The sequence below is a fragment of the Streptomyces sp. NPDC044719 genome (assembly GCF_056433405.1).
The window spans coordinates 808,072-830,655 of the sequence record NZ_JBWKHE010000002.1 but is presented as its reverse complement, the minus strand read 5'-3'; the positions used below and the strand labels follow the sequence as shown (position 1 = coordinate 830,655).

Annotated in this window: 19 protein-coding genes; 15 read left to right on the top strand and 4 right to left on the bottom strand. The window is 71.4% G+C overall.

All coding sequences use genetic code 11. From position 1 onward, the window contains the following. Positions 1–7 precede the first annotated feature (7 nt). A complete protein-coding gene (locus tag AC07DF_RS10495) occupies positions 8–3,169 on the bottom strand; it encodes an RICIN domain-containing protein (protein ID WP_478969089.1) in 3,162 nt (1,053 codons plus the stop codon). 217 nt (positions 3,170–3,386) lie between these two features. On the opposite strand from AC07DF_RS10495, the gene AC07DF_RS10490 reads away from it, so the two are divergent. The 4 genes from AC07DF_RS10490 to AC07DF_RS10475 are packed head-to-tail and all read left to right on the top strand — an operon-like array spanning position 3,387 to position 8,976. After that, the gene (locus AC07DF_RS10490; protein WP_478969087.1) at positions 3,387–4,928 is read left to right on the top strand and encodes an ABC transporter substrate-binding protein; all 1,542 of its coding nucleotides are present in this window, start codon (positions 3,387–3,389) and stop codon (positions 4,926–4,928) included. A gap of 13 nt (positions 4,929–4,941) precedes the next feature. Continuing rightward, positions 4,942–5,868: an ABC transporter permease gene (locus AC07DF_RS10485; RefSeq protein WP_478969085.1), complete on the top strand. Its 927-nt coding sequence runs from the start codon at positions 4,942–4,944 to the stop codon at positions 5,866–5,868. Positions 5,869–5,882: 14 nt separating this feature from the next. Continuing rightward, positions 5,883–7,982 (top strand): dipeptide/oligopeptide/nickel ABC transporter permease/ATP-binding protein, encoded by a 2,100-nt coding sequence (locus AC07DF_RS10480; RefSeq protein ID WP_478969083.1) that lies wholly within the window; start codon positions 5,883–5,885, stop codon positions 7,980–7,982. Beyond that, on the top strand, positions 7,975–8,976 hold the full coding sequence (locus AC07DF_RS10475) for an ABC transporter ATP-binding protein (protein WP_478969081.1): 1,002 nt from the start codon (positions 7,975–7,977) through the stop codon (positions 8,974–8,976). Before AC07DF_RS10480 ends, AC07DF_RS10475 begins: the two co-directional genes overlap by 8 nt. A 9-nt stretch (positions 8,977–8,985) precedes the next feature. On the opposite strand, the gene AC07DF_RS10470 is transcribed toward AC07DF_RS10475, so the two are convergent. Next, complete coding sequence (locus tag AC07DF_RS10470) at positions 8,986–10,173, bottom strand: RICIN domain-containing protein (RefSeq protein ID WP_478969079.1); 1,188 nt, start codon at positions 10,171–10,173, stop codon at positions 8,986–8,988. Between the two features lie 303 nt (positions 10,174–10,476). Between AC07DF_RS10470 and AC07DF_RS10465 the strand changes: the two genes are divergently transcribed. The 5 genes from AC07DF_RS10465 to AC07DF_RS10445 all read left to right on the top strand — a co-directional run bounded on the left by AC07DF_RS10465 (position 10,477) and on the right by AC07DF_RS10445 (position 14,331). Next, positions 10,477–10,668: a hypothetical protein gene (locus AC07DF_RS10465; RefSeq protein ID WP_399026646.1), complete on the top strand. Its 192-nt coding sequence runs from the start codon at positions 10,477–10,479 to the stop codon at positions 10,666–10,668. A 113-nt stretch (positions 10,669–10,781) separates the two neighbouring features. Continuing rightward, positions 10,782–11,324, top strand: coding sequence for a MauE/DoxX family redox-associated membrane protein (locus AC07DF_RS10460; RefSeq protein ID WP_478969076.1), 543 nt, complete (start codon positions 10,782–10,784; stop codon positions 11,322–11,324). Between the two features lie 60 nt (positions 11,325–11,384). Beyond that, positions 11,385–11,939, top strand: a complete 555-nt coding sequence (locus AC07DF_RS10455; RefSeq protein ID WP_478969074.1) for a TlpA family protein disulfide reductase — start codon at positions 11,385–11,387, stop codon at positions 11,937–11,939. After that, entirely contained in the window at positions 11,936–13,834 is a 1,899-nt protein-coding gene (locus AC07DF_RS10450) for an ABC transporter ATP-binding protein (RefSeq protein WP_478969072.1), read from the top strand. Before AC07DF_RS10455 ends, AC07DF_RS10450 begins: the two co-directional genes overlap by 4 nt. Further along, positions 13,834–14,331: a S26 family signal peptidase gene (locus AC07DF_RS10445; protein WP_478969494.1), complete on the top strand. Its 498-nt coding sequence runs from the start codon at positions 13,834–13,836 to the stop codon at positions 14,329–14,331. The genes AC07DF_RS10450 and AC07DF_RS10445 overlap by 1 nt, the downstream gene beginning before the upstream one ends. Positions 14,332–14,364: 33 nt before the next feature. Here AC07DF_RS10445 and AC07DF_RS10440 read toward each other — a convergent pair whose 3' ends face one another. Next, on the bottom strand, positions 14,365–14,538 hold the full coding sequence (locus tag AC07DF_RS10440; RefSeq protein WP_184586600.1) for a CsbD family protein: 174 nt from the start codon (positions 14,536–14,538) through the stop codon (positions 14,365–14,367). Between the two features lie 91 nt (positions 14,539–14,629). Further along, a complete protein-coding gene (locus AC07DF_RS10435; RefSeq protein ID WP_478969068.1) occupies positions 14,630–15,010 on the bottom strand; it encodes an antibiotic biosynthesis monooxygenase family protein in 381 nt (126 codons plus the stop codon). Positions 15,011–15,421: 411 nt separating this feature from the next. On the opposite strand from AC07DF_RS10435, the gene AC07DF_RS10430 reads away from it, so the two are divergent. The 6 genes from AC07DF_RS10430 to AC07DF_RS10405 all read left to right on the top strand — a co-directional run bounded on the left by AC07DF_RS10430 (position 15,422) and on the right by AC07DF_RS10405 (position 22,578). Further along, entirely contained in the window at positions 15,422–16,438 is a 1,017-nt protein-coding gene (locus AC07DF_RS10430; protein WP_478969066.1) for a LacI family DNA-binding transcriptional regulator, read from the top strand. Further along, positions 16,435–17,445: a 2-hydroxyacid dehydrogenase gene (locus AC07DF_RS10425; RefSeq protein WP_478969064.1), complete on the top strand. Its 1,011-nt coding sequence runs from the start codon at positions 16,435–16,437 to the stop codon at positions 17,443–17,445. Before AC07DF_RS10430 ends, AC07DF_RS10425 begins: the two co-directional genes overlap by 4 nt. Beyond that, positions 17,442–18,671 carry a D-mannonate dehydratase ManD gene (gene manD, locus AC07DF_RS10420; RefSeq protein ID WP_478969062.1) on the top strand — a complete coding sequence of 410 codons (1,230 nt, stop codon included), beginning with the start codon at positions 17,442–17,444 and terminating at the stop codon, positions 18,669–18,671. Before AC07DF_RS10425 ends, manD begins: the two co-directional genes overlap by 4 nt. 1 nt (position 18,672) lies before the next feature. Next, the gene (locus AC07DF_RS10415; RefSeq protein WP_478969057.1) at positions 18,673–20,193 is read left to right on the top strand and encodes a mannitol dehydrogenase family protein; all 1,521 of its coding nucleotides are present in this window, start codon (positions 18,673–18,675) and stop codon (positions 20,191–20,193) included. 133 nt (positions 20,194–20,326) lie between these two features. Beyond that, positions 20,327–21,715 (top strand): MFS transporter, encoded by a 1,389-nt coding sequence (locus AC07DF_RS10410; protein WP_478969055.1) that lies wholly within the window; start codon positions 20,327–20,329, stop codon positions 21,713–21,715. A gap of 56 nt (positions 21,716–21,771) precedes the next feature. Further along, positions 21,772–22,578 carry a hypothetical protein gene (locus tag AC07DF_RS10405; RefSeq protein ID WP_478969053.1) on the top strand — a complete coding sequence of 269 codons (807 nt, stop codon included), beginning with the start codon at positions 21,772–21,774 and terminating at the stop codon, positions 22,576–22,578. Positions 22,579–22,584 lie beyond the last annotated feature (6 nt).

Below are 22,584 nucleotides of genomic sequence, written 5' to 3'. Positions count from 1 at the left end.
TCACGCGTCAGGAGTCAGAGAGCTCGATCCTGTACTCCCGTGTCCGCGAGCCGTCCTCACTTCCCACGGTCACGACGGCGGCCCGTGAGGTCTCCTTGCGGACGGTCACCTTCGCGTACGGGTCGCGAGCCGTCGCGGTGATCCTCGCCCGGTCCGGGCGGTCGGAGGTCACGCGGTAGCTCGTGCGGTCCGGGTCGAAGCCGCCGACCGGCACTCCGTCGACCTCGATCGAGGCGGCCCCGGCGTCCGCGGAGGTCCCCGGTGCCTTGGCGCGCAGCTCGATCTCTCCGAGGGTGATGTAGCCGCCCGGGCGTGCCGTCATGGCCACGCGCACCCCGGTCACCGGGCCGGTGGCGCGTACCGGGACGTCGATCACAGGTGTTCCCTCGGAGCCCACGGCGACCTCGTCGCTCGCGTCGGCCCAGGTGCCGTCGGTCCCGCGCACCTGCACCTTGAGGGACTCCGCGAAGCTGAGGTTGGAGCCGTCGCGGTGGAAGTGGGTCACGACCCGGGTCAGATCGCGTGCCTCGGGCAGGGTGAAGGTGATGGTGTCGGACGGGTTCTTCGTGCCTGATCTCCAGTTCGACCAGGCCTTCTCGGACGTGTTGCCGTTGCGCAGGCCCTCGGCGGAGTAGCCGCCCTCGGTGTACGTCGCGCCGACCGTCACGCCTTCGTCGAGCGCGGTGTTCGTCTCCCGGGGTGCGGTGACCTGGACGCGTACGGCCGCCGCCACCGTCGTTCCGCCGGGGACCCGGGCGGTGCCGCGCAGGGTCACCACGCCGGCGTCGTCGAACGCGCCGCCGGGTGCGGGGTCCCAGGTGACCGGCAGGTCTGCGGTTCCGCCGTGCCGTCCGATGCCGGTGACCGTGGTGGGCAGATCGGGGCGCCCGCCGGTGTAGGTCTTGGCCCGGGCCGGTTGCGTCGAGGCGATGGTGTCCACGGTGACGACCGCTTCGGCCCGGACGGTCCGGCCGAGCGCGTCGGTCGCCCGCCCCTTGACCCGGACGGTTCCGGGCTCGCGCCAGCGTGACTCGGAGGGCAGCGTCCACCGCACGGGGAGCGAGCCCCGGGCGCCGTCCCGGTAGACGGGCGTCACGGTCCCGGGAAGTTCGGGCGTACGGCCGGGGACGGTGAACGCCTTGGCCTGCTGCGTGCGGAGCACCGTCTCGTCGGTGACGGCCCAGCGCTGGTTGGCGTTGGAAGTGGGCAGGAAGGCCGACACGCGGGCTCCGTCCCCGGTCGACTGGCCGACTACGTCGAGCAGGCGGCCCGTGGCGGCGTTGACGAAGGTCCAGGTGCCGTCACCCGTGGTCGACATGATCCACTGCGCGGCCGGGGTGTCGCTCTCTTCCAGCACCGCTTCGTCGTCGCGCAGGGCGAGGCGCGTGCCCGTGGCGGCGTTGACGAGGACGTAGCGCTCCCGGTTGCCGTCGCCCTTGGTCAGCTGCTTGACGGACCACAGCTGGGACTTGGCGGCCGGGTCGGCCGTACGGACGACGACGCCGTCGCCGTCGGCGGACGGGGCCAGCAACTTGCCGCTCTGGGCTCCCTGGAGGCGGTAGACGTGGCCGGGCTGGACGAGCGCGGCGTCCTTGGCGGTGCCGGAGACACCGTCGACGAGGAGGGAGGTGACCGACTTGGCGGGCACGGTCACCGTAGCGGAGTCGCCCTTGACCTTGACGGGTGTGCCGCGGACGAGGGCCCCGTCGGCGCTGGTCACCACGGGGGTCACCTTGGCGCCGGGTGCGACGCGCCCGAAACGTGAGAGGTCCAGGGTCACGGTGCGCGGGGACGTGCCGTTGTTGACGTGCACCACGGTCGCTCCGCGTCCCGACTTCCGTACGGCGGCGACGCTTGAGGGGTCGTCGGCCTTCACGAAGTGGTCACCGGGGCGGATGTGATGGGTGAAGTTGCGCAGGGTGTGGAACTTGGTGTTGGCCCGGATCGGGCAGGTCTCCAGGGTGTCCTTCGCCGTGCAGTTGAACGGGATGTGGATGCTGCCCCAGTTCTTGCCGGCCTGTGCCTGGGGGATGGAGTCCTCCACGGGCTGCCACAACACCCAGGCGGACGGCTCGAGTTCCCGGATGTCCTCGACGACCCGGGTGGCGATGCCGAGCCCCGGTTCCATGCCGGTGAAGTCGGTGCCGGTCCCCCAGGTGCCCTCGACCTCGCTCATCCAGAACGGCCGGTCGGCGGCCTTGGCGCTGTCGCGGGCGCTGGTGCGCATGCCCGTGCCGTAGGTGTGCACGTTGAGCTGGTCGACTGCGGCGCGAGCGGAGTCGTCGTAGGCGTTCCAGTTGCGGACGAAGGTGCTCGGGTTGGTCTCGTCCATGGCGGAGACGGCGGCGCGGGTCTTCGCCTTGTCGAGGGCGCGGCGCACGGCCAGTACGACCTTCTGCTGGAGTTCCGGGCCGGCGTGGGCGCCCTCCTGGCGGCCGCCGGTGGGCTGTCCGTCGGGGCCGAGCTGGGTGCCCCAGTAGTTGGTGTTGGGCTCGTTGAGCGGGGCGAGGGTGTCGAACTTGATGCGGTGTCTCTTCTCCAGTTGCTCCGTCACCTTGACCAGGTAGGCGGCGAAGTCGTCGACGCGGTCCGGCCGTATCTGGTCGGTGTTGGCGTCGAAGCCTCCCGAGACATAGCCGCTGACGGTCTGGAACCAGGGCGGCGAGTTGCTGAAGGCCTCCCACTTGGTCACCTTGTTCTTGACCCGGTCCACCCACCAGCGCTGTCCCGGGTCGGCGGACCAGTCCCAGTGCTCGGGATCGCCGGGGTTCCACCAGTCGGTGTCCTCCCTGGTGGTGCCCGCGGGGGCCTTCCAGAAGCCGTCCATCGTCGCGCCGGTCTTCATGTAGTCCTTGCGGACGTCGGGCGCGTTGCCGCCGCCGATGTTGTAGCGCGCGATGTTGAGGCGGAGGCCGTCCTCGCCGAACAGCATGTCGGCGAGCTTCTGGCGGATGGGTTCCGGGTAGCGGCCCGTGATGTTGGCGAACCAGACGAGGCTCGTCCCCCACCCTTCGAACTCCTGCTGCCGGTAGGACGGGTCGATCCGTACCGTGACCGCGCTGCCGGGCGGTTCGGCGGCAGCGGCAGGAGGCACGGTCACGAGTCCCGCGCCGAGTACCAGGGGGACGGCTACCGCCAAGGCCGGGGCGAGGCGATGTCTGCTGGACATGAATTCCCTTCGGGAGCGAACAGAACCGCGCAGAACCAATCGAGTTTCCCGAATGTTTTAGGACGGCAATCAACACGTCAAGAGGTAAGGCGAGTTGGGAACCGACGCACACCCCTTGACGCGTTCCGCCTCGCCACCTCAATAATGACCATCCACCCACTGTCCACATATCTAAACGACGTTCTCTGTTGTGTACGCGAGCGAGCGCGGAGGCGCAGTGACCGGTTCAGGCACTACCCGCAGTCGTCCGATCGTCGCCTCCCTCGCCGCCCTGCTCGCCGTCTCCGGCTGCTCGGTGGCAGGTGCCGACCCCATCGGCGGCGGTCCGGACACCCTGCGCATCGTCCTTCCCGAGGAACCGCCGACCCTCGAACCCTGTGATGCCTCACTGACCGCGACGGGCCGGGTCACACGGGCCAACATCACGGAGGCGCTCACCGAGCGCGAACCGTCCACCGGGCGCCTGGAACCCGCCCTCGCCACCAAGTGGACCCGGGATTCGGCCACTTCGTGGACCTTCACCCTCCGCGAGGGCGTCAGCTTCCACGACAGGACGCCCTTCACGGCGGCCGCCGCCGCGTTCTCCATCGAGCGCGCCACGGACTCGAAGATCGACTGCAACGTCGACGGCTACATCTTCGCGGACAGCGAGCTCACCGCCACGCCGGTCGACGACACCACGCTCCGGGTCACCACGGCGAAGCCCGACCCGATCCTGCCGCTGCGTCTGTCCTTCGTCGAGATCGTGCCGACGAGCACCGACCCCGACTCCCGGGTGCGCGAGCCGGTCGGCACGGGGCCCTACCGGATCGACGACTGGAACCAGGGCCGTCACCTGCGGCTGAAACGCTTCCCCGGCTACTGGGGCAAGACCCCCGAGTTCGCCGCCGCCACCTATGTCTGGCGCGCCGAGGGCAGTGTGCGGGCGGCCATGGTGACCAACAACGAGGCGGATGTCGCGATCGGGCTCGCTCCCGAGGACGGGGCCGGTGACCGTGCCGTCGAGTTCGCCACCAACGAGGTCTCCTACCTGCGGATGGACGCCACCGAGGCACCCCTGGACGACATCCGGATCCGACGGGCCGTCAACTACGCGATCGACCGGGAGGGGCTGGTCACCGCCGTCTTCGCCGGCCGGCCAAGCGGGCAGCTCGTGTCGAAGGGCGTCACCGGTTACAACCCGCGCATCAAGCCGTGGCCGTTCGACCCGGAAAAGGCCCGGAGACTCGTCGCCGAGGCCCGCGCCGACGGAGTCCGCACCGGCACCACCATCACCCTCGTCGGCCGCAACGGCATCTACCCGAAGGCCGCCGAGGCGATGGAGGTCGTCCAGGACGGTCTGATCAAGGCCGGGCTCAAGGTCAGGATCAAGATGCTGGACGTCAACGCCTGGCTGGAGTACCTGCTGCGCCCCTTTCCCGCCGGCGACACCGGCCCCACCCTGCTCCAGGCCCAGCACGGCAACCAGGCGGGCGACGCCGCGTTCACGATGGGACAGATCTACGGCAGCGAGGGCGCCCAGAGCAGCTACGGCACCGAGGCACTCGACACGCTCATCGAGGAGGCGCAGCTCGCGTCGGGCGGGAACCGGCAGAAGGCGTTCGCGGACGCGTTCACCCACCAGAACGACGAGGTCGTCCGGGACGCCGTCATGGCCAACATGACCGGACTGCTGGCCCTCTCCCCCAAGGTCCGCTACCGGCCCGACTCCGCCACCAACGACGAGATGCGGCTCGCCGACATGCGCCGCGCGGACTGAGGGAGGACAACACGTGCTGACCCTGCTGCGCCGCCGCGCGGTCTCCAGCGTCATCCCGCTGCTCGTGGTGGTCCTCGGAGTCTTCTTCCTGGCCCGCCTCACCGGGGACCCCGCCAACCTGTATCTGCCGCTGAGCGCGACGCCCGAGATGCGGGCCGAGTTCGCCGCCCGCAACGGCCTGGACGAACCGCTCATCACCCAGTTCGGCGACTACCTCGGCCAGGTCGCCCACCTCGACTTCGGCGAGTCGCTGCGCACCGCCCAGCCGGCGGGCGAGGCCGTCCTGCGGGCCTTCCCCGCGACGCTCCAACTGGCCGGCTGGACGATGCTGCTCGCCATCGTGGGCGCGGTGGTCATCGGCAGTCTGGCGGCCTACCGCCCGAACTCGGCGACCGACCGGATCGCGAGCTTCCTGTCCTCCACGGCCGCCAGCGTCCCCGACTTCTGGATCGCCATCATGGGCGTGCTGGTCTTCGCCGTCACCCTGGGCTGGCTGCCCACCTCCGGCACGAGCGGCGCGGCGGCGTGGGTGCTGCCCGTGGCCACCCTGCTCATCCGCCCGTTCGGCGTGCTGGTCCAGGTGGTGCGCGGCGCCATGGTCTCGGCGCTGTCCGCCCCGTATGTGAAGGTGGCGCGCGGCAAGGGAGCCTCCGAACTCCGGGTGGTCTTCGGGCACGCCCTGCGCAACGCCGCCGCACCGGCGCTGACCGTCGCGGGCGATCTGGCCGTGGGGCTGGTCAACGGGGCGGTCGTCGTGGAGACCATCTTCGGCTGGCCCGGTATCGGCAAGCTCATGATCGACTCGGTACTGCAGCGCGACTTCGCGGTGCTCCAGGCGGCCGTGCTCGTGACCGCTCTGGCCATCTTCGCCCTCAACATCCTGGTCGACCTCTGCCACGCGCTCCTCGACCCGCGGGTACGGCAGCGGGCGGCGGCATGAGCCAAGGACGGGACATGCTTCAGAAGGCCATATCCCAGACGGACGCCACGACCGTACGGCGGCGGTGGTTCGCGCTGCTGCTCCGGGACCGGTTCGCCTGCGCGGCGGCCCTGCTCCTGCTCCTGGTCGCGCTGAGCGCCGTACTGGGGCCACTTCTGGCCGGGGACCTGGCGACCCGTCAGAACCTGCGTGACCCGGGCCGGCCTCCCTTCAGTCTCGACCACGGCTGGGCCTTCGTCCTCGGCAGCGACTCCCTCGGCCGGCCCGTCGCCGCGCGACTGCTCGCCGCGGCCGGGACGACCCTGGCCGTGGCGGTGCCCGCCGTGCTGTGCTCACTGGTCATCGGCTCGGTGTGGGGCATGTGGGCGGGTTATCACGGCGGTTGGCGCGAGAGCGTGTCGCTGCGGGTGGCCGACGTGATCCTCAGCTTCCCCTCCCTGCTGCTGGCCGTGGTCGTGCTGTATGTGTTCTCGCCGAGTGCCGCGAGCATCGTGCTGGTGCTGGCCGTCGCCCGGATCCCGGTGTACCTGCGCACCGCCAGGGCCGAGGCCGCGGAGTTGCGCAGCCGGCTGTTCATGGACGCGGCCCGGACGTTCGGCACGGGCAGCTGGGCGGCCGTCCGGCGCCATGTCGCGCCGAGCGTGCTGCCCACGCTGCTCACCGTCGCCGCGCTCGACTTCTGTTTCGTGATGCTGGCCGAGTCGTCGCTGAGCTTTCTGGGCATCGGGATTCAACCGCCGGACATGAGCTGGGGGTTGATGGTCGCCCAGGGGCGGCAGGAGCTGCAGAGCGCGTGGTGGATCGCCCTCTTTCCCGGCCTCGCGATCGTCGTCACGACCGTGTCGGCGACCGTTCTCGCCTCCTGGGCCCGGCTGATGACCGATCCGGGGCAGCGGTGGCGGCAGGGGCTCGGGCGGCGGTTGCGGGGGTCGCGTACGGCGGTCACCGACGAGCGTTCGACGGCGGGGAGCGCGGCCGGTTCTGGAGACCGTACGGCGAGCGCGAGCGGTGCCGTCTCCGCCGACCCCTCTACGGCAACCGCCCCCGTGGCACACAGCGACCACGGCACCGGCACGAGCACCAGCACCAGCACCAGCACCAGCACCAGCACCAGCACCAGCACCCAACTGTCGCCGTCGGCCGGTGTCCTGGTCGTGGACGACCTGTCCGTCAACGTGCACACTCCGGCCGGGCCGGTCCATGTCGTCCGAGGCGTGAGCTTCGCCGTGCGGTCGGGCGAGACGCTGGCGCTGCTGGGCGAGTCGGGCTGCGGCAAGAGCATGACCGCACACGCCGTCGCCGGTCTGCTCGACCCGGTCGCCGAGGTCGTGGGCGGGCAGGTCCGGCTCGACGGCGAAGATCTGCTCGGGCTCGGAGCACGGGCCAGGCGCCGACTGGCCGGGCCGGGTCTGGCCATGGTCTTCCAGGACGCGCTGAGCGCGCTCAACCCCGTCCACACGGTCGGAGCGCAGCTGGCTGAGCCGTTCCGCATCCACGAGGGCATGTCCCGGCGCGCGGCGCGGGCCAGGGCCGTTGAGCTGATGGAACGCGTGGGCATCCCGGAGGCCCGCTCCCGGGCGGCCGCGTACCCGCACCAGTTCTCGGGAGGCATGCGGCAGCGCCTGCTGATCGCGACGGCGGTCGCGCTGCGGCCGAAGGTCCTGATCGCCGACGAGCCCACGACGGCCCTGGACGTCACCGTGCAGGCGCAGATCATGGATCTGCTCGGCGAGTTGCGGAGCGAGCAGCGGACGGCCCTCGTCCTCATCACACACGACCTCGGGCTCGCCGCCGAGCACGCGGACCGGGTCGCCGTCATGTACGCGGGGACGGTGGTGGAGACCGGGCCGGTGGCCGAGGTGTTCGGCCGGCCTCACCACCCTTACACCCAGGGGCTGCTGGAGTCGGTGCCGGCCGAGCAGCACCGGGGCTCCCGCCTGATGTCGATCCCCGGGAGCCCGCCGGACCCGGCCTCGGTGCCGGCCGGCTGTGCCTTCCGTACGCGCTGTCCCCTGGCCCGGGAGCGGTGCGTCACCCACCGGCCCGCGCTGACCGGTACCGGAGCAGGCCGGGCCGCCGCGTGCCACTTCGGGAAGGAACTGGCCGATGCCTGAACCCGGGACCCTGCTGCAGGCCACTGGCCTGGCCAAGAGCTTCACGGTCCGGCGGACCCTGCGAGGCGGCACCCGGCTGCGGGCGCTGGACGGGGTGGACCTGACCCTGGGACGCGGGGAGACCCTCGGCCTCGTCGGCGAGTCCGGCTGCGGCAAGTCCACGCTGGCCAGGATCCTCCTGCTGCTGGAGCGGCCCGACGCGGGCACCGTGCGGTACGAGGACGTCGACCCGTTCGCGTTGTCGGGTGCGGAACTGCTCGCCTGGCGGCGGAAAGTGCAGATGGTCTTCCAGGATCCGTTCGGATCGCTCAACCCCCGCCTCAGCGCGGCGGATCTCATCGGGGAGCCGTGGCTGACCCATCGCGACCTGGTCCCTCCTGCACGGCGGGCGGCGCGCGTGGGTGAACTGCTGGAGATGGTCGGCCTGCGCGCGTCGGACGCGGGCCGCCACCCGCACGAGTTCTCCGGCGGGCAGCGGCAGCGCATCGGCATCGCCCGGGCCCTGGCGCTGGAACCCGAAGTGATCGTCTGCGACGAACCCGTCTCCGCGCTGGACCTTTCGGTGCAGGCGCAGGTGCTGAACCTCCTGTGCGACCTGCGGGACGAGCTGGGGCTGTCGTACGTGTTCATCTCGCACGACCTGTCCGTGGTGCGGCACCTCGCCGACCGGGTCGCCGTGATGTACCTCGGCGGGATCGTGGAGTCGGGCCCGACGGAGGAGGTCTACGAGCGGCCGCGCCATCCGTACACGGAGGCGCTGCTGTCGGCGGCCCCTTCGCCTCTGGCCGGGAGCGGGCGCCGACGGCAACGGATCGTGCTCACCGGCGAGATCCCCTCTCCCGCCGACCCGCCGTCCGGTTGCCGGTTCCGGACCCGGTGCCCCCGGGCGCGGGACCTGTGCGCCGAAGCCGTACCCGAGCCTCCGCCGGGTGCGCCTCTCCACGGTGCGGCATGCCACTTCCCCCTGGAGGAGGCGACCTCGGTCACGGTGTGACGGGTGGTTTCATTCGACGGCGTCCACCAGGAACTCCTGGTCCCGAGCCCCGGTGCACCGCTGCTGGGCGATCTCGGCGCCGGCCGCCCGGTCGTCGGCGCCCTTGATCCCGAGACACATCCCGTTCTGCACCACGTGGATCCGGTAGCCGTCGGCCTCGGAGCCTCCGGCGGGGTCGAAGAAGAAGTGCTGGCTGGTGCGGTCCGCCGAGCAGCTCTCCCAGGGCCAGGGTTCGAGCAAGCCCTCGACGACATGGCCGCTGCCCAGCGCGGTGAGACAGCCGTCGCCGTACACCGGATGGCGCCATTGGATGTAGTACGAGCCTGTGGTGCCGACCGACACCAGTTCCAGGTCGGGCGGTGTGGCGTCGCCGCAGGGGCGCTGGACGGCGACCTGGCTCCGGTAGCGCCCCTTGCGGTCGTGGCCCTCGGTGACGCACAGCTTGGGCGCCAGGGCCGGGCGGATCCGGGACGGTCCCGGTGGCGGGCCCTTGACGTCGGTGGCTGAGGAGGGGACCGAGGAGGGATCCAGGCGTGGCCCGGCACCGGCCGCGCGCGTTCCCGCGCCCCGTTCGCCCGTCTCGCCGGGCAGCAGCGCCCAGGCTCCGACGGCGGCGAGCAGGAGCGCGGCGACGAGGGAAGCGGCCAGGGCACGCCGGTTCCTCACCCGGCCCCAGACCGAGCCGTCGCCCGCGCGCAAGGCCAGGGGGCCGGTGGGGTGTTCCGGTGTCGAGACGGCTGCCGGGGCGGGCGTCGGTCCGTCGACGGCGTGTGCCGGGGCATCGCGCGTTGAACTGTCGTCTACGGGTGTCTGTCCGCCATGCGTGGGGGACGAGCCGTCGGCCGCGGGTGTCCGCCCGTCATCCCCGGGTGCCGCCCCGCCGTCCACGGGTGTAGCGCCCTCGTCCGCTTCCGGTGGCTCGGCGGCGGCCAGCCGGTCCCTGGCCTCCAGCCAGACGGCGACGTCCTCGTCTCCCCCGCACGCGCGGACGAACGCGACGACCACCTCGGCACGCGGCAGCGAGTCCCGGCGCAGCGCGTCGGCCGCGGTGCTCCGCGCGAGCACGTCACCACGCCGTTCCGCGTTCGCTTCCAACTGCCGGTAGGTCAGACCGGCCTGTTCCTTGAGCCGTCGCATGCAGACCACGAACTCCGCGGCGCTGCACGCCTCGTGCGGCAACGGACGCTGTCTCCCCATGTCCGGCCATCCTCGTCGTGCCCCTGGCAATGGACAATCCGGAATTCTGCCAATCCCCGTCCCCTCACTCTCGTGTTCCGGACAGCTCCGCGACAGTGCCGGACAGGACCCGGACAGCACCCGGACAGCGCCGCGACCAGCCCGGACAGCGCCGCCGCGTCCGGGACAGCCCAACTCCCTGGTGCGCTGAACGCCCGTCCACACAGGCTGGGTGCCCTGCCCGGTCGAGCCCGTCCGAGGCCGACCGGCCGGATCAACCACCCCGTGCGTCACGGGGATCACCTGACGAAAGGATCTCGCCCGATGAAGTCGATTCGCACTCTCGCCGACCGGATGCTGGACCGCCTGCTGCCGCGGGAGACCGCCGGGGCGTGCGAGTGGTGGTACCGCTGCATCCGCAACCAGCCCTGTGCTTCGCACAACCAGTACACGCAGCGCGTGTGGTCGTGCGATCTGAACCGCCGCGAGTTCGTGCGGTGCGGCTGCACGTCGTAAGGCCGGTACGTCGTAAGGCCGGTACGTCGTAAACCGGCCCTATCCAGGCGGCCGGGCCCCCTTGGGGGGCGGGGCCCGGCCGCCACTTTCCCATCCCGACTCGAGGAGCATTCGTGATCTTCCTTTCGGCGACGTGCCAGGCCTTGCTCGCGCTCGTCTTCGCGGTGGCCTGTGCGAGCAAGACCCGCGGCCGGGCGCCGTTCGCGGGGTTCACGGACGCCGTCGTGACGCTCGGGCGCGTGCGCCGCCCTTGGGCGACCTGGGTGGCGGCCGGGATCGTCGCCCTGGAGGGCGCGACCGTGCCGGCGCTCCTCGTGCCGGGGTGGGGCAGCGCCGGACTGTCGGTGGCGGCGGTCCTGCTGGCCGGTTTCACGTACGCGGTCGCCCGCGCGGTGCGCGACGGCAGCGCGGTCGCGTGCCGCTGCTTCGGAGGGTCCGGAGACCACGCGCCGGGTGCGGCCCAACTCGTCCGTAACGCCTTGCTGCTCGTCGCCGTCCTGCTGGCCGTGCCAGGGGTACCGGGCGCCGGCTCCCTGTCCTGGCAGGGCTGGTTCGCGGCCTGGCTGATCGGCGCCGTGTGTGCCGTGGTCGTGGTGACCGGGGACGAAGTGGTCGCGCTGTTGCGACCGTCACTCGCCAAGTCTCCAAGTCGCTGAGTCATCAAGTCACCAAGTCACCAAGTCGTCATCTGATCCGCCTATCCGGAGAGGCCCGCCATGGTCTACCTGGCCGTCGCCCTCGTGGCTGTCGCCGCCCTGTGCACCTGGGATCTGTTGCTGACCCTCGCCGTCCTCCGCAGACTCCGCGACCGGCCCGACGGCACCATGGGGGCCGACACGGGCGGCATCCCCGTGGGGGCGACCGTGGGCTCATTCGCCACGCGCTGTGTGGAGGGCGTTCCGCTCACCGAGACGGACCTCGCCGACGGGTCCTTGGTGGCGTTCTTCACCACCGGCTGCCTGCCGTGCCGGACCAAGCTGCCGGCCTTCGTGGAGGAGGCCGGGGCGATGGGCGGCCGTCGCCAGGTGATCGCCGTCGTGGTGTCGCCCGGTGCCACGCCGGAGGAGACCGAGGAGTCCGAGACGATGGCCCGTCGACTCGTCCCCGTCGCACGGGTGCTGGTGGAGGAACCTGACGGCCCGTGCACCACGGCCTTCGGCGTCACGGCCTATCCCTCCCAGTTCGCCGTCTCGGCCGCGGGCGGAACGGCGCCCACCGTGCTGGCCGTGGGCAAAGCGGCGCTCACCGCCTCGCCGGTCGGGTCGGCATGAGCCGCCCGTCCGCCGGCGCCGCCCGTACGTCCGCCCGCCGTGGCAGTGCTCCCGCCACTCCCGGCGTCCGGGACCTGGGCCGTGCCCTGTGCCTGGCGCTCCGGCTCGCGTTCCGCTCGTCCCCCTGGGTGCTGGCGAGCCATCTCGCCGTGACCCTGCTGACGGCCGCCGCGCCCGTCGCGGCCACCTGGCTGGTCAAGGACATCCTCGACACGCTCACCTCGGGAACGTCCGCCGCCGGCATGGCCGCTCCGGCCACCTCCCTGGCCGCCGTCAGCACGGTGGCGGCCGTAGCCCCTCAGCTCACCGGCTATCTGCGGGCCCGGATGATGCGCGCGACCAGCCTGCGCGCCCACGAGGACCTGCACGCGGCCGTCGACACCTTCACCGGGCTGCGCCAGTTCGAACACCCGGAGTTCCTGGACCAGTTACGGCTCGCCCAGCAGGCGGGGGGTCTCGCCCCGTCCCAGGTGGTCGAGGGGGCGGCCGGTCTGATCCGCAGCGCGGTATTGCTGGCCGGGTTCGTCGCTTCCCTCGCGGTCCTCGACCCGTTCCTGGCGGCCGTGGTGTCCCTCTCCGGCCTTCCGGTGCTCTGGGCGGAGATCACGCTCAGCCGAAGGCGCGCCCGGACGTTCTGGGACATCAGCCCCTCCGAGCGCCGGGAGATCTTCTACGCGACCCTGCTCACCAGCGTGGAAGCCGCGAAGGAGATCCGGCTCTATGGTGCCGGGGGCTTTCTGCGGGGCCGGATGATGAGCGAGCGCCGTGCCGCCGACGCCCTGCGGGAACGGATGGACCGCAGCGAACTGCGCATCCAGTCGGCGCTCCAGACCGCCGCCGCCGTGCTCGCCGGGGCCGGTCTGCTGTGGGCGGTCGGGGCGGCCTCGCGCGGGGCGATGACCGTCGGCGACGTCTCCATGCTGCTGGCCGCGATCCCCGCCGTGCAGAGCGGCATCGGCGGACTGGCCGGTGAACTGGGCCAGGCGCACCACTCGCTGGTGATGTTCGACCACTACGTCACCGTCGTCCGGCTCGGCCCCGACCTCCCCGCCCCGCACCGGCCCCGACCGGCGGGCCCGCTGCGCGAGGCGATCGAGATCCAGGACGTCTGGTTCCGCTACGAGGACGAACTGCCCTGGGTCCTGCGGGGCGTGAACCTGCGCATCGAACACGGCACGGCACTCGCCCTCGCGGGCGTCAACGGCTGCGGAAAGTCCACGCTGGTCAAGCTCCTGTGCCGGTTCTACGACCCCACACACGGACGCATCCTGTGGGACGGCACCGACCTGCGCGACATCCCGGCGGCCGAACTGCGCGCACGGATCGCCGCCACGTTCCAGGATCCGATGCGCTACGACCTCACCGCCCGGGAGAACATCGCCATCAGCGAGCTGACCGCGCTCGAGGCGCCCCGGCGCTGCGAGGAGGCGGCACGGCTGGCCGGCATGCACGAGGATCTCACCCGGCTGCCGGGCGGCTACACGACCATGCTGAGCCGGACCTTCCGCTCCGGAGAGGGCGACGGTGGCGGGAGCGGGGTCCAGTTGTCCGGCGGACAGTGGCAGCGGATGGGCCTGGCCCGGTCGTTCCTTCGTACGGAAGCGGATCTGCTGATCCTGGACGAGCCGAGTTCGGGGCTCGACCCGGCGGCCGAGTACGAGATCCACGCCCGGCTGCGAGAACGCCGTGCCGGGCGGACCAGTGTGCTGATCTCCCACCGGCTCGGCGCGGTCAAGGACGCCGACATCATCGCCGTCCTGGAGGAAGGCCAGGTCCGCGAACTCGGCGACCACCGGGGGCTCCTCGCGCGCGGCGGCACCTACCACCGGTTGTTCACCCTCCAGTCCAGCGGCTACCGGGACGAGCCGGCCGAGGCGGAGGGGGCCTGCCCGTGATGCCGATGAGCCTGGCGGGTCCGGCCGCACTCGTGCTGACGGCCGGGGCGCTCGCCCTCGTCCTGCGCGGGAGCTGCGTACTGCTCGATGTCAGCGGGGGCAGCATGCGGCCGGCCTTCGCGGACGGGGACCGGCTGCTGGCCGCCAGGCTGCCGGTGCGCTTGGTCCACCTCTTCACCCGGATACGCGTGGTACGACGCGGAACGGTGGTGGCGATCAGACTGAGGCCGGCGCCCGGCCGGCGCACCGCCGGGTCCGCGCCGCCCACGTGCATGATCAAGCGGGTCGCGGCCCTGCCGGGCGAAGTGGTTCCGGTGCCGGGCGGAGGGACGGGCCGGGTGCCCGCAGGGCATGTCTATGTCCTGGGCGACCATCGCGCGACCAGTTGGGACTCTCGGCAGGCCGGGCCGATTCCCTACGAGCGGCTCACGGCCGTGATCGTCTGCCGGGTCCGCCGGGGCGACACGAGCACCGCGGGGCTCCCTACGGGCACGTGACAGGGGCCCTGCCGCGGCAGGGCCCCCTCGCGCTCAGTGCTTGAAGACGTCCTTGGTCTTCTCCTTGGCCTGCCGGGCGTCTCCCTTGGACTGCTCCGCCCGGCCCTCGGCCGTCAGCCGCTCGTTGCCCACCGCACGGCCGATCGTCTCCTTGGCCTTTCCCTTGGCCTGCTCGGCCTTCGCCTTGGACTTCTGCTCTCCAGCCACGATTCGCTCACTCCAAGTCGGGTCCGACTTCGGGGTCATCTGCCGAGTGACCTCGGGACGGGCTGGTCAAACGTAGGAGGGCCGTGATCGGTCAGCCTGCTGTCGGTCTGTGCGGGTCCTGCGCTCGCGTGAAGCCGTGACTCCGCTCCACTTTCGCCACATGCAGCGTGTAGCTCTGGTACCACTCGGCTTGCCCGCGCTTCTGCGCCTCGCGGTGCTCGGCGTTCGTGCGCCACTCGGTGAGGGCGTCCGCGTCGCGGAAGTACCCGACGGTGATGCCCAGTCCCCCAGGGGTCTGCGCGTGCTCCATCCCCAGGAACCCGGGGACGTCCTTCACCAGTTCTTCCATGCGGGCGGCGGCCTCGCTGTAGCCGCCCTGGTCCTGGGTGCGCACCGAGGTGAACACGGTTACGTAGTAGGGAGGTTCAAAGGCCCTGACGGGCGTGACAGGCGCTTCGGAGTGGTGGCTCATGGCGCCAATGTAGGGCAGGGCTCGCCGAGCGTACGGAGCTGGCGGCGGCGGTCTTCCCCCCCTCGGTCACACCGCTCCTCGTCCCCAGGCGCCCGATCTTCAACAGACCGCACTGTCGGTCAAGTTCGGCCACTGGGCCGGTCGTAGCCTCGGCGGCGTGTCCGGGCCGCGGTGCGCCGGGAGGCCGTCGGCGCTGCTCACACTGGCCGATTTCCGACGCGTCCCCAGCCCTCGCGACCGATGCCCGGCGGGTGGCCATCATGACCGTCCTCACCCTGCTGAGCCAGACAGCCATCGCTGAGCTCATCCGCGTGGGCAAGAGCCTTGCCGCAACCATTGACAAGCTTGTGCAAGCTTGCCCAACATTGCAGCACCGTTCAGGCATCGTCGTCGAGGAAACGGAGCACCGACGTGGCCCCCACGTTGACCGAGGTGGCGAAGCGCGCGAACGTCGCGCTGTCCACGGCGTCCCGGGCATTCAGCGATCCGCAGCGACTGGGGCCGGCAACCTTGCGCAAGGTTCTGGAGGCGGCCCAGGAGGTGGGGTACGAACCGCCTCCGCCGCGCCCGGTCGAGGTGCCGACCGACAACGCCACGGTGGCCGTGATCGTCCCCGACATCGCCAACCCGGTCTTCGGCACCTTCGTCAAGGCCGCGCAGGCCCAGGGATGGCACCGGCGGCAGACCATCGTGCTCGCGGACACCGACTTCGACCCGGACCACGAGCGCGAGGTCATCGCCCACCTCAGTGCGAGGTCCGCGGGGCTCGTCGTGTGTTCCCCGCGCCTGGACGCCGAAGAGGTGCTCGACCTGTGCGGTGAGACCCCCGTCGTCCTCGTCAACCGCGAGACCACGACCGCCGACTGCGTCCTCGCCGACGCCACCGACGGCCTGCGCCAGGCCCTCGACTACCTCACCGCGCTCGGACACCGCCGCATCGCCTACGTCCAGGGCTCGCAGCACTCCTGGTCCAACAGCCACCGCGTCGACCTGGCCCGCGAACAGGCCGAGCGGTCGGGAGTGGAACTCGACGTCCTGGGCTGGCAGTCCGAGACGGTGGCCGGAGGTACCGCGGCCGCGGCCGGTGTGAGGGCCTCCGGTGCGTCCGCCGTCATCGCGCACAACGACCTCGTGGCGCTCGGCGTGATCGCCGGAGCGCGTCAGCTCGGGGTGCGGGTACCGGAAGACCTCAGCGTCATGGGCATCGACGACATGCCGCTCGCCGCGACCTCGCACCCGTCCCTGACCAGCATCGCGGTCCCGATGGACCGTGCGGGCTCGCTCAGTCTGGAACTGCTCGCCCCCTCCATGTCCGGCGAGCGCCAGGACCCGCGCACGCTGCGGCTGCCCACCCAGCTCGTCGTCCGCGGATCGACCGGCCCGGTCGCCGGTCACGCCCGTTCCGTCGCGAGGGAGCAGCACGCATGACAGACCGACACGCGGCGAACGGGGCCGAGGACGGCAGGGGGCTGACCGTGGTCGTCAGCGATCCCCATCTCCCGCAGTTCCGCGAACAGTTCGAGGCCGCTCTGCCGAGCTCGACCACGGTGCGCTGGTCCGCCGCCGGGGATCACGACGCCCTGCTGGCCGCCGTGGGCGACGCCGATGTCCTGGTGTCGGGGACCTGCCCCGCCGAAGTGGCCGCTGCCGGGAAGGGCCTGCGGCTCGTGCACTCCGCCGGTGCGGGCACCGACGGAATCGATGTCGGCGCTCTGCCGCCGGGCGCGCTCGTCGCCAACACCTTCCACCACGAGGACGCGATCGCCGAGTACGTCGTGGCCACGGCGGTGCTGGTGCGCCGCGGCTTCCTGCGCCAGGACGCGGCGCTGCGCGAGGGCGCGTGGGAGCCGCCGGCGTACTCCGCTCTCCTCGGCGAGGCCGTGGTGGGCTTCGTGGGCTTCGGTCACATCGGCTCCCGCGCCTGGCAGCGGTTGCGAGCGTTCGGCGCGCGCGGCGTGGCCGTCACGCGCAGCGGCGGCGTGGACGCCGTGACCGAGCGGCTGCTCTGGGCCGGAACCCTCGACGACCTGGACACCCTGCTGGAAACGGCGGACGTGGTCGTTGTCTGCGTACCGCTCACCGAGCGGACCACCGGACTGATCGCGGCGAAGGAACTGGCCCTGTTGGGGGAATCCGGCGTGCTGATCAACGTGGGCCGCGGCCCGGTCGTCGACGAGGACGCCCTGTACGACGCGCTGCGCGACGGTGTGATCGCGGGCGCGGCCCTCGACGTCTGGTACGACTATCCGTCGGGCGGCCAAACCGGACAGCCCAGTCGGCACCCGTTCGGCTCGCTGCCCAACGTGCTGATGACACCGCACTCGTCCGGGCTGTCCCGGCACACCTTCGCCCGGCGTTCGGACGACATCACCGCCAACATCCGCCGACTCGCCCGCGGCCAGAGCCTCGACAACATCGTGGCGGTGGCCCGATGAGCAAACCGGACACCATCGTCGCCGCGGATGTCATCGTCACCAGCCCGGGCCGCAACTTCGTCGCTCTCAAGATCACGACGGAACAGGGGCTGACCGGCTGGGGCGACGCCACCCTCAACGGCCGTGAACTCGCCGTCGCCTCCTACCTGCGCGACCATGTCGCACCCCTGCTCCTGGGCCGTGACCCGGCGCGCGTCGAGGACACCTGGCAGTACCTGTACCGCGGGGTCTACTGGCGACGCGGCCCGGTCACGATGACCGCCGTCGGCGCGGTCGACCTGGCCCTGTGGGACATCAAGGGCAAGGTCACCGGGCAACCCGTGCACCAACTCCTCGGCGGTCCGGTCCGCGAGCGCGTGCTGACGTACACGCATGCCACCGGCTGGGACGTACCGGAGTTGCTGGAGTCCGTGGACGCGCAGCGCGAGCGTGGCTTCCTCGCGGTCCGGGCACAGATGGGCGTGCCCGGTCTGGAGACGGTCTACGGGGTGAGCAGCACGGCGGCGGGGGCGAGCTACGAGCCCGCCGGACGGGGCTCGGTGCCGACCGTGGAGACCTGGGACACGCCCGCCTATCTGCGGCACGCGCCCGGCGCGCTCGCCGCGGTCCGGGAGCATGCCGGCCCCGAGCTTCACCTGCTCCACGACTCCCACCACCGGCTCACCCCCAACGAGGCCGCGCGCCTCGGGAAGGCGTTGGAGGAGGTGGACCTGTTCTGGCTGGAGGACGTCACTCCGGCGGAGAACCAGGAAGTACTGCGGCACACCCGTCGGCACACCACGACCCCACTCGCGATCGGCGAGGTGTTCAACACCGTCTGGGAATGCCAGTCGCTCATCACCGAGCAGTTGATCGACTACGTACGGACGTGTGTCACGCACGCCGGCGGGATCAGCCATCTGCGGCGCATCGCCGCGCTGGCCGAGGTCTGGCAGGTCAAGCTCGGCCCGCACGGCCCCTCCGACGTCTCCCCGGTGGCACTGGCCGCGTCCCTGCACGTCGGTCTCGCCACCCCGAACTTCGCCATCCAGGAGTACATGGGCTACGAACCGCTGGTCCACGAGGTGTTCCGGCACGACTGGAGGTACGCCGACGGGTATCTGCACCCGGGCGACGCCCCCGGACTCGGCGTCGAGGTCGACGAGACGCTGGCGGCGCGCTTCCCGTACGAACCCGCCTACCTGCCGGTGGCCCGCCGCCGCGACGGCTCGATGACGGACTGGTGAGATGACGACCACGACCTCGCTGCCCCGTCTGGGCTCCGGCACCGTCCCGGAGCACGCGCTGCCGCACCGGCGCGCCGTCGCCGAGACCGGCATCGTGCACCTCGGCCTCGGCAACTTCCACCGCGCCCATCAGGCCGTCCACACCGCCGCAGCGCTGGCACACACCGACGGCCCGTGGGGAATCCTCGGCGTCGCGAGCCGCTCCGCCGCCGTCGCCGACGCGCTGCGCGCGCAGGACCACCGCTACACCGTCGTGGAGATATCCCCGGAAGGCGAGCGGCTGACCGTACCGGCGGTGCACACCGGCGCGCTTGTCGCGGCGCACGACCCGGACGCCGTCCTCGACGCCATCGCGGCCCCGCGCACCCGGATCGTCTCCCTCACGGTGACCGAGCACGGCTACACCTTCTCGCCGCGCACCGGACACCTCGATCTCGACCACGACGACGTACGGGCCGATCTGCGCGGCGGCACTCCCCCGCGCACCACGATCGGCCAGGTGGTCCGCGGGCTGCAGCGCCGCCTGCGTTCGTCCGCGACCCCGGTGACCGTGCTGAGCTGCGACAACCTGGCGGCCAACGGCTCACAGACCGCGCGGCTGGTCGGGGAGTTCGTCCAGGCGCTGCCTCCGGCGGAGCGGGACGAACTGTCCGTGTGGCTGGGCGAGAGCGTGGCGTTCCCGGACACCATGGTGGACCGGATCGTGCCGGCCACCACGGACGCCTACCGGGCCACCGTCGCCGAACGGTTCGGAGTGCGGGACGAGATCCCCGTCCCCGCCGAGCCGTTCAGCATGTGGGTCATGCAGGACCGTTTCGCCGCGGGACGGCCCGGCTGGGAGCACGGCGGGGCACTGTTCACCGACGACGTCACGCCGTACGAACTGCTCAAGCTCCGGCTGCTGAACGGCACCCACTCGCTCATCGCCTACCTCGGCGCGCTGGACGGCAGGGCGACCATCCCCGAGGCGATCGCGCGACCCCATATCTCCGAGGCGGCGCACCGGGTGCTGCACGACGAGTACCTCCCCAGCCTGACCGTCCCCGACGACATCGACCTCGACGCCTATGTCGGGCGGCTCTTCGGCCGCTGGGCCAATTCGGCACTCGGCCATCGCACCCGGCAGGTGGGCTCCGACGGGTCCGTCAAGCTCCGTCAGCGGGTCCCGGATCCGGCACTCCTCCAGTTGCGGGCCGGGCGGATGCCTCATCACCTCGCCCTCACCGTCGCCGCTTATCTGTGCTGCATGGCGCCGCCGGGCCTCGACGCGGGGCCGCATTCCGCCGAAATGGCGGACCCGGCCCGCGGCCGTCTCCAGCGGATCGCCGAAAGCACCGCCTCCGTACCCGACTTCGTGACCACCGTGATCGACACCGGTCTGCTCGGGGACGGTCTCGCCGAACACCCCGCCTTCGCCCAGCGGGTCGCCGAACTCATCGGTGTCCTCGCACGGCACGGCACGGCCGCAGCGGCTCGCGCCGCGGCCGAAGCCACGGACTCGGACCGCCCGCCAGGCGCCTGAGCCACCTCAAGGTCGTCGCCCGCCGCGGCGGCATGACCGCCTGAACCACGTCCCTTCTAGGAGCCCTTCTTCTCAGAGCCGCACCTCGACGTCCCCCAGCGTTCTGAGGCCATCCCCATCCAAGGAGGCATGGATGATGGACACTCCCACCGAACCCCTGACGAATGAGCCGACTCCGCCGTCGGCACCTGCCGAGCCCCCGGCCACGGACCCCGCCGCGGTCCGCCGGGCCGCCTGGGCGGGGCTCATCGGCACCGCCCTCGAACAGTACGACTTCGTCATCTACGGCACGGCGTCGGCCCTGGTCTTCGGCCAGTTGTTCTTCCCCGACGTCTCGCCGGCCGTCGCCCTGCTCGCCAGCTTCGCCACGTACGCCGTGGGGTTCGCGGCCCGTCCGCTGGGCGGCCTGTTCTTCTCCCGCTACGGCGACCGGCTGGGCCGCAAGTGGGTCCTGGTCGCCACGCTGCTGCTCATGGGCGGCTCCACCCTCGCCATCGGGCTGCTGCCGACGTACTCCCAAGTCGGCCTGGCGGCACCCGCGTTGCTGGTCGCCTGCCGCTTCCTCCAGGGGTTCGGGGCGGGCGCCGAACAGGCCGGCGGCGCCACGCTGCTCACCGAAACCGCGGCGCCCGGACGACGCGGGCGCCTGGCCTCCCTGGTGATGACCGGTGCCGCCCTGGGCACCCTGCTCGGAGCGGTCGCGTGGATACTCGCGCAGAGCCTGCCGGAGGACGCCCTGATGAGCTGGGGCTGGCGTCTGGTCTTCGGCAGCAGCCTGCTGGTCACGCTCGCCGCCCTGGTCATCCGCCGCCGGCTCACCGAGAGCCCGGTGTTCCAGGAGTTCAAGGAGCAGCACGAGAAGCCGAAGTCGCCGGTCGGCGAGGTCTTCCGGCACGGCCGCAGGCCCATGCTGCTCGTCCTGTTCATGAACGTCGGCGTCAGCGCCCAGTCGTACACGTATCAGGTCTTCATGGCCTCGTACCTGGTCTCCAGCGTGGGTGTGGACGCCTCTCTCGTGCCGAAGGTGCTCATGATCGGCGCCGCCTGCGGCGGGATCGGGGCCATCGGGTTCGGCATCCTCTCGGACCGCGTCGGGCGCAAGCCTGTCTACTCCGCGATCCTCCTGGCACTGGTGCTGCTCCCCGGTCCGTCGTTCATCGCGCTCGACACCGGCTCACCGATCGCCATCACCGTGACGATGATCGTGGGCTTCGTCCTGGCGGGCCAGGGCGCGGTCGGCGTGCAGATGAGCTACTTCCCCGAGTTGTTCGGCAGCCGCTACCGGTACGCCGGTGTCACCCTGGGCCGTGAGTTCTCCTCGGTCCTCGGCGGCGGTGTCGCCCCGCTCGTCTGCGCCTCCCTCCTCACCGCGTTCTCCGGGTCGTGGATCCCCGTCGCGGCCTACATGACACTGATGATGGTCATCAGCCTCGTCGCCGCCCGCATGGCTCCGGAGACCCGCGACCGCGACCTGACGGCTGTCACGGACGCGAAGGTCGGGCCACCTGAACGTGTGGTTTGAAATGCCATTGCGTCGATTTCATGGGTACGCCGGATGGCGCTCACTACGGTTCCCGCATGAAATCGACGCCTCGTTCCTCCGACCCACCGGCACAGGTGCCGCAGCAGGCAGGAAGCTCCCATTCCACGTCGCCCACCAGCCGGTCGGCCTCGGCGCTGGCCTCGGAACCGCCGGAGTGGAACACATGGATCGAAAAGTCCCTGTTACCGGCCCTTGCCGTCGCGAGCGCCCTGCTGTTCGGACTGCTCACCGTGGAGTACGACCAGTTCTACCGTGAACTGGGAATGGCCCCCGGCGACGTGGGAATCGAATACTCCACGCAGTTGAGCGGCTCCGCAGGCCTTGCGGCACTGAGCATCGTCACATCGGCCGCCCTCTTCGCCGCCGTCGCGGGCGGACTCGCGGCGGCACGCCGCTGGGGCCGGGCCGGCCTTCGTCACCGCACCGATCGGGCCCGGGCCTTCCTGTGGGGCCGTGAGCGCCGCGCTCTGACCATGCTCGCCTGCTGCGCCATGGGCATCCTCCTGGTGGGAGCCCTCGTCTCCTACGTGGCCGACGAAATGGCCGACAACGTCAAAGGCGGCAAGTGGGTCGAGCCACTCCATATCGGCCCTGTCACCCTCCTGTCCGTCCGCGCGTATCCCGCTGATATCCGGCTCACGGTCGACGACGGCGACAAGCGGCTCGACCTGACCAGTGTCGAATCCAACCGGCTGCTCTACATCGGGCGCGGACCGAACACGGTGGTCCTCTACGACTACAGGAATCAGCGCCCCCTCTATCTGCCGGCCAAGGACGTCACCGTCACCACCTACAACTGCGAGACCTGGCGCGCCGCACACCACGATCAGTGCCGCCACTGAACGCCA

Coding starts and splice junctions, on each gene's coding strand:
- AC07DF_RS10480 (WP_478969083.1), top strand. CDS start 5,883: ATGCTTCAGAAGGCCATATCCCAGACGGACGCCACGACCGTACGGCGG.
- AC07DF_RS10405 (WP_478969053.1), top strand. CDS start 21,772: ATGAAATCGACGCCTCGTTCCTCCGACCCACCGGCACAGGTGCCGCAG.
- AC07DF_RS10450 (WP_478969072.1), top strand. CDS start 11,936: ATGAGCCGCCCGTCCGCCGGCGCCGCCCGTACGTCCGCCCGCCGTGGC.
- AC07DF_RS10445 (WP_478969494.1), top strand. CDS start 13,834: ATGCCGATGAGCCTGGCGGGTCCGGCCGCACTCGTGCTGACGGCCGGG.
- AC07DF_RS10465 (WP_399026646.1), top strand. CDS start 10,477: ATGAAGTCGATTCGCACTCTCGCCGACCGGATGCTGGACCGCCTGCTG.
- AC07DF_RS10455 (WP_478969074.1), top strand. CDS start 11,385: ATGGTCTACCTGGCCGTCGCCCTCGTGGCTGTCGCCGCCCTGTGCACC.
- AC07DF_RS10435 (WP_478969068.1), bottom strand. CDS start 15,010: ATGAGCCACCACTCCGAAGCGCCTGTCACGCCCGTCAGGGCCTTTGAA.
- AC07DF_RS10495 (WP_478969089.1), bottom strand. CDS start 3,169: ATGTCCAGCAGACATCGCCTCGCCCCGGCCTTGGCGGTAGCCGTCCCC.
- AC07DF_RS10470 (WP_478969079.1), bottom strand. CDS start 10,173: ATGGGGAGACAGCGTCCGTTGCCGCACGAGGCGTGCAGCGCCGCGGAG.
- AC07DF_RS10425 (WP_478969064.1), top strand. CDS start 16,435: ATGACAGACCGACACGCGGCGAACGGGGCCGAGGACGGCAGGGGGCTG.
- AC07DF_RS10410 (WP_478969055.1), top strand. CDS start 20,327: ATGATGGACACTCCCACCGAACCCCTGACGAATGAGCCGACTCCGCCG.
- AC07DF_RS10415 (WP_478969057.1), top strand. CDS start 18,673: ATGACGACCACGACCTCGCTGCCCCGTCTGGGCTCCGGCACCGTCCCG.
- manD (WP_478969062.1), top strand. CDS start 17,442: ATGAGCAAACCGGACACCATCGTCGCCGCGGATGTCATCGTCACCAGC.
- AC07DF_RS10475 (WP_478969081.1), top strand. CDS start 7,975: ATGCCTGAACCCGGGACCCTGCTGCAGGCCACTGGCCTGGCCAAGAGC.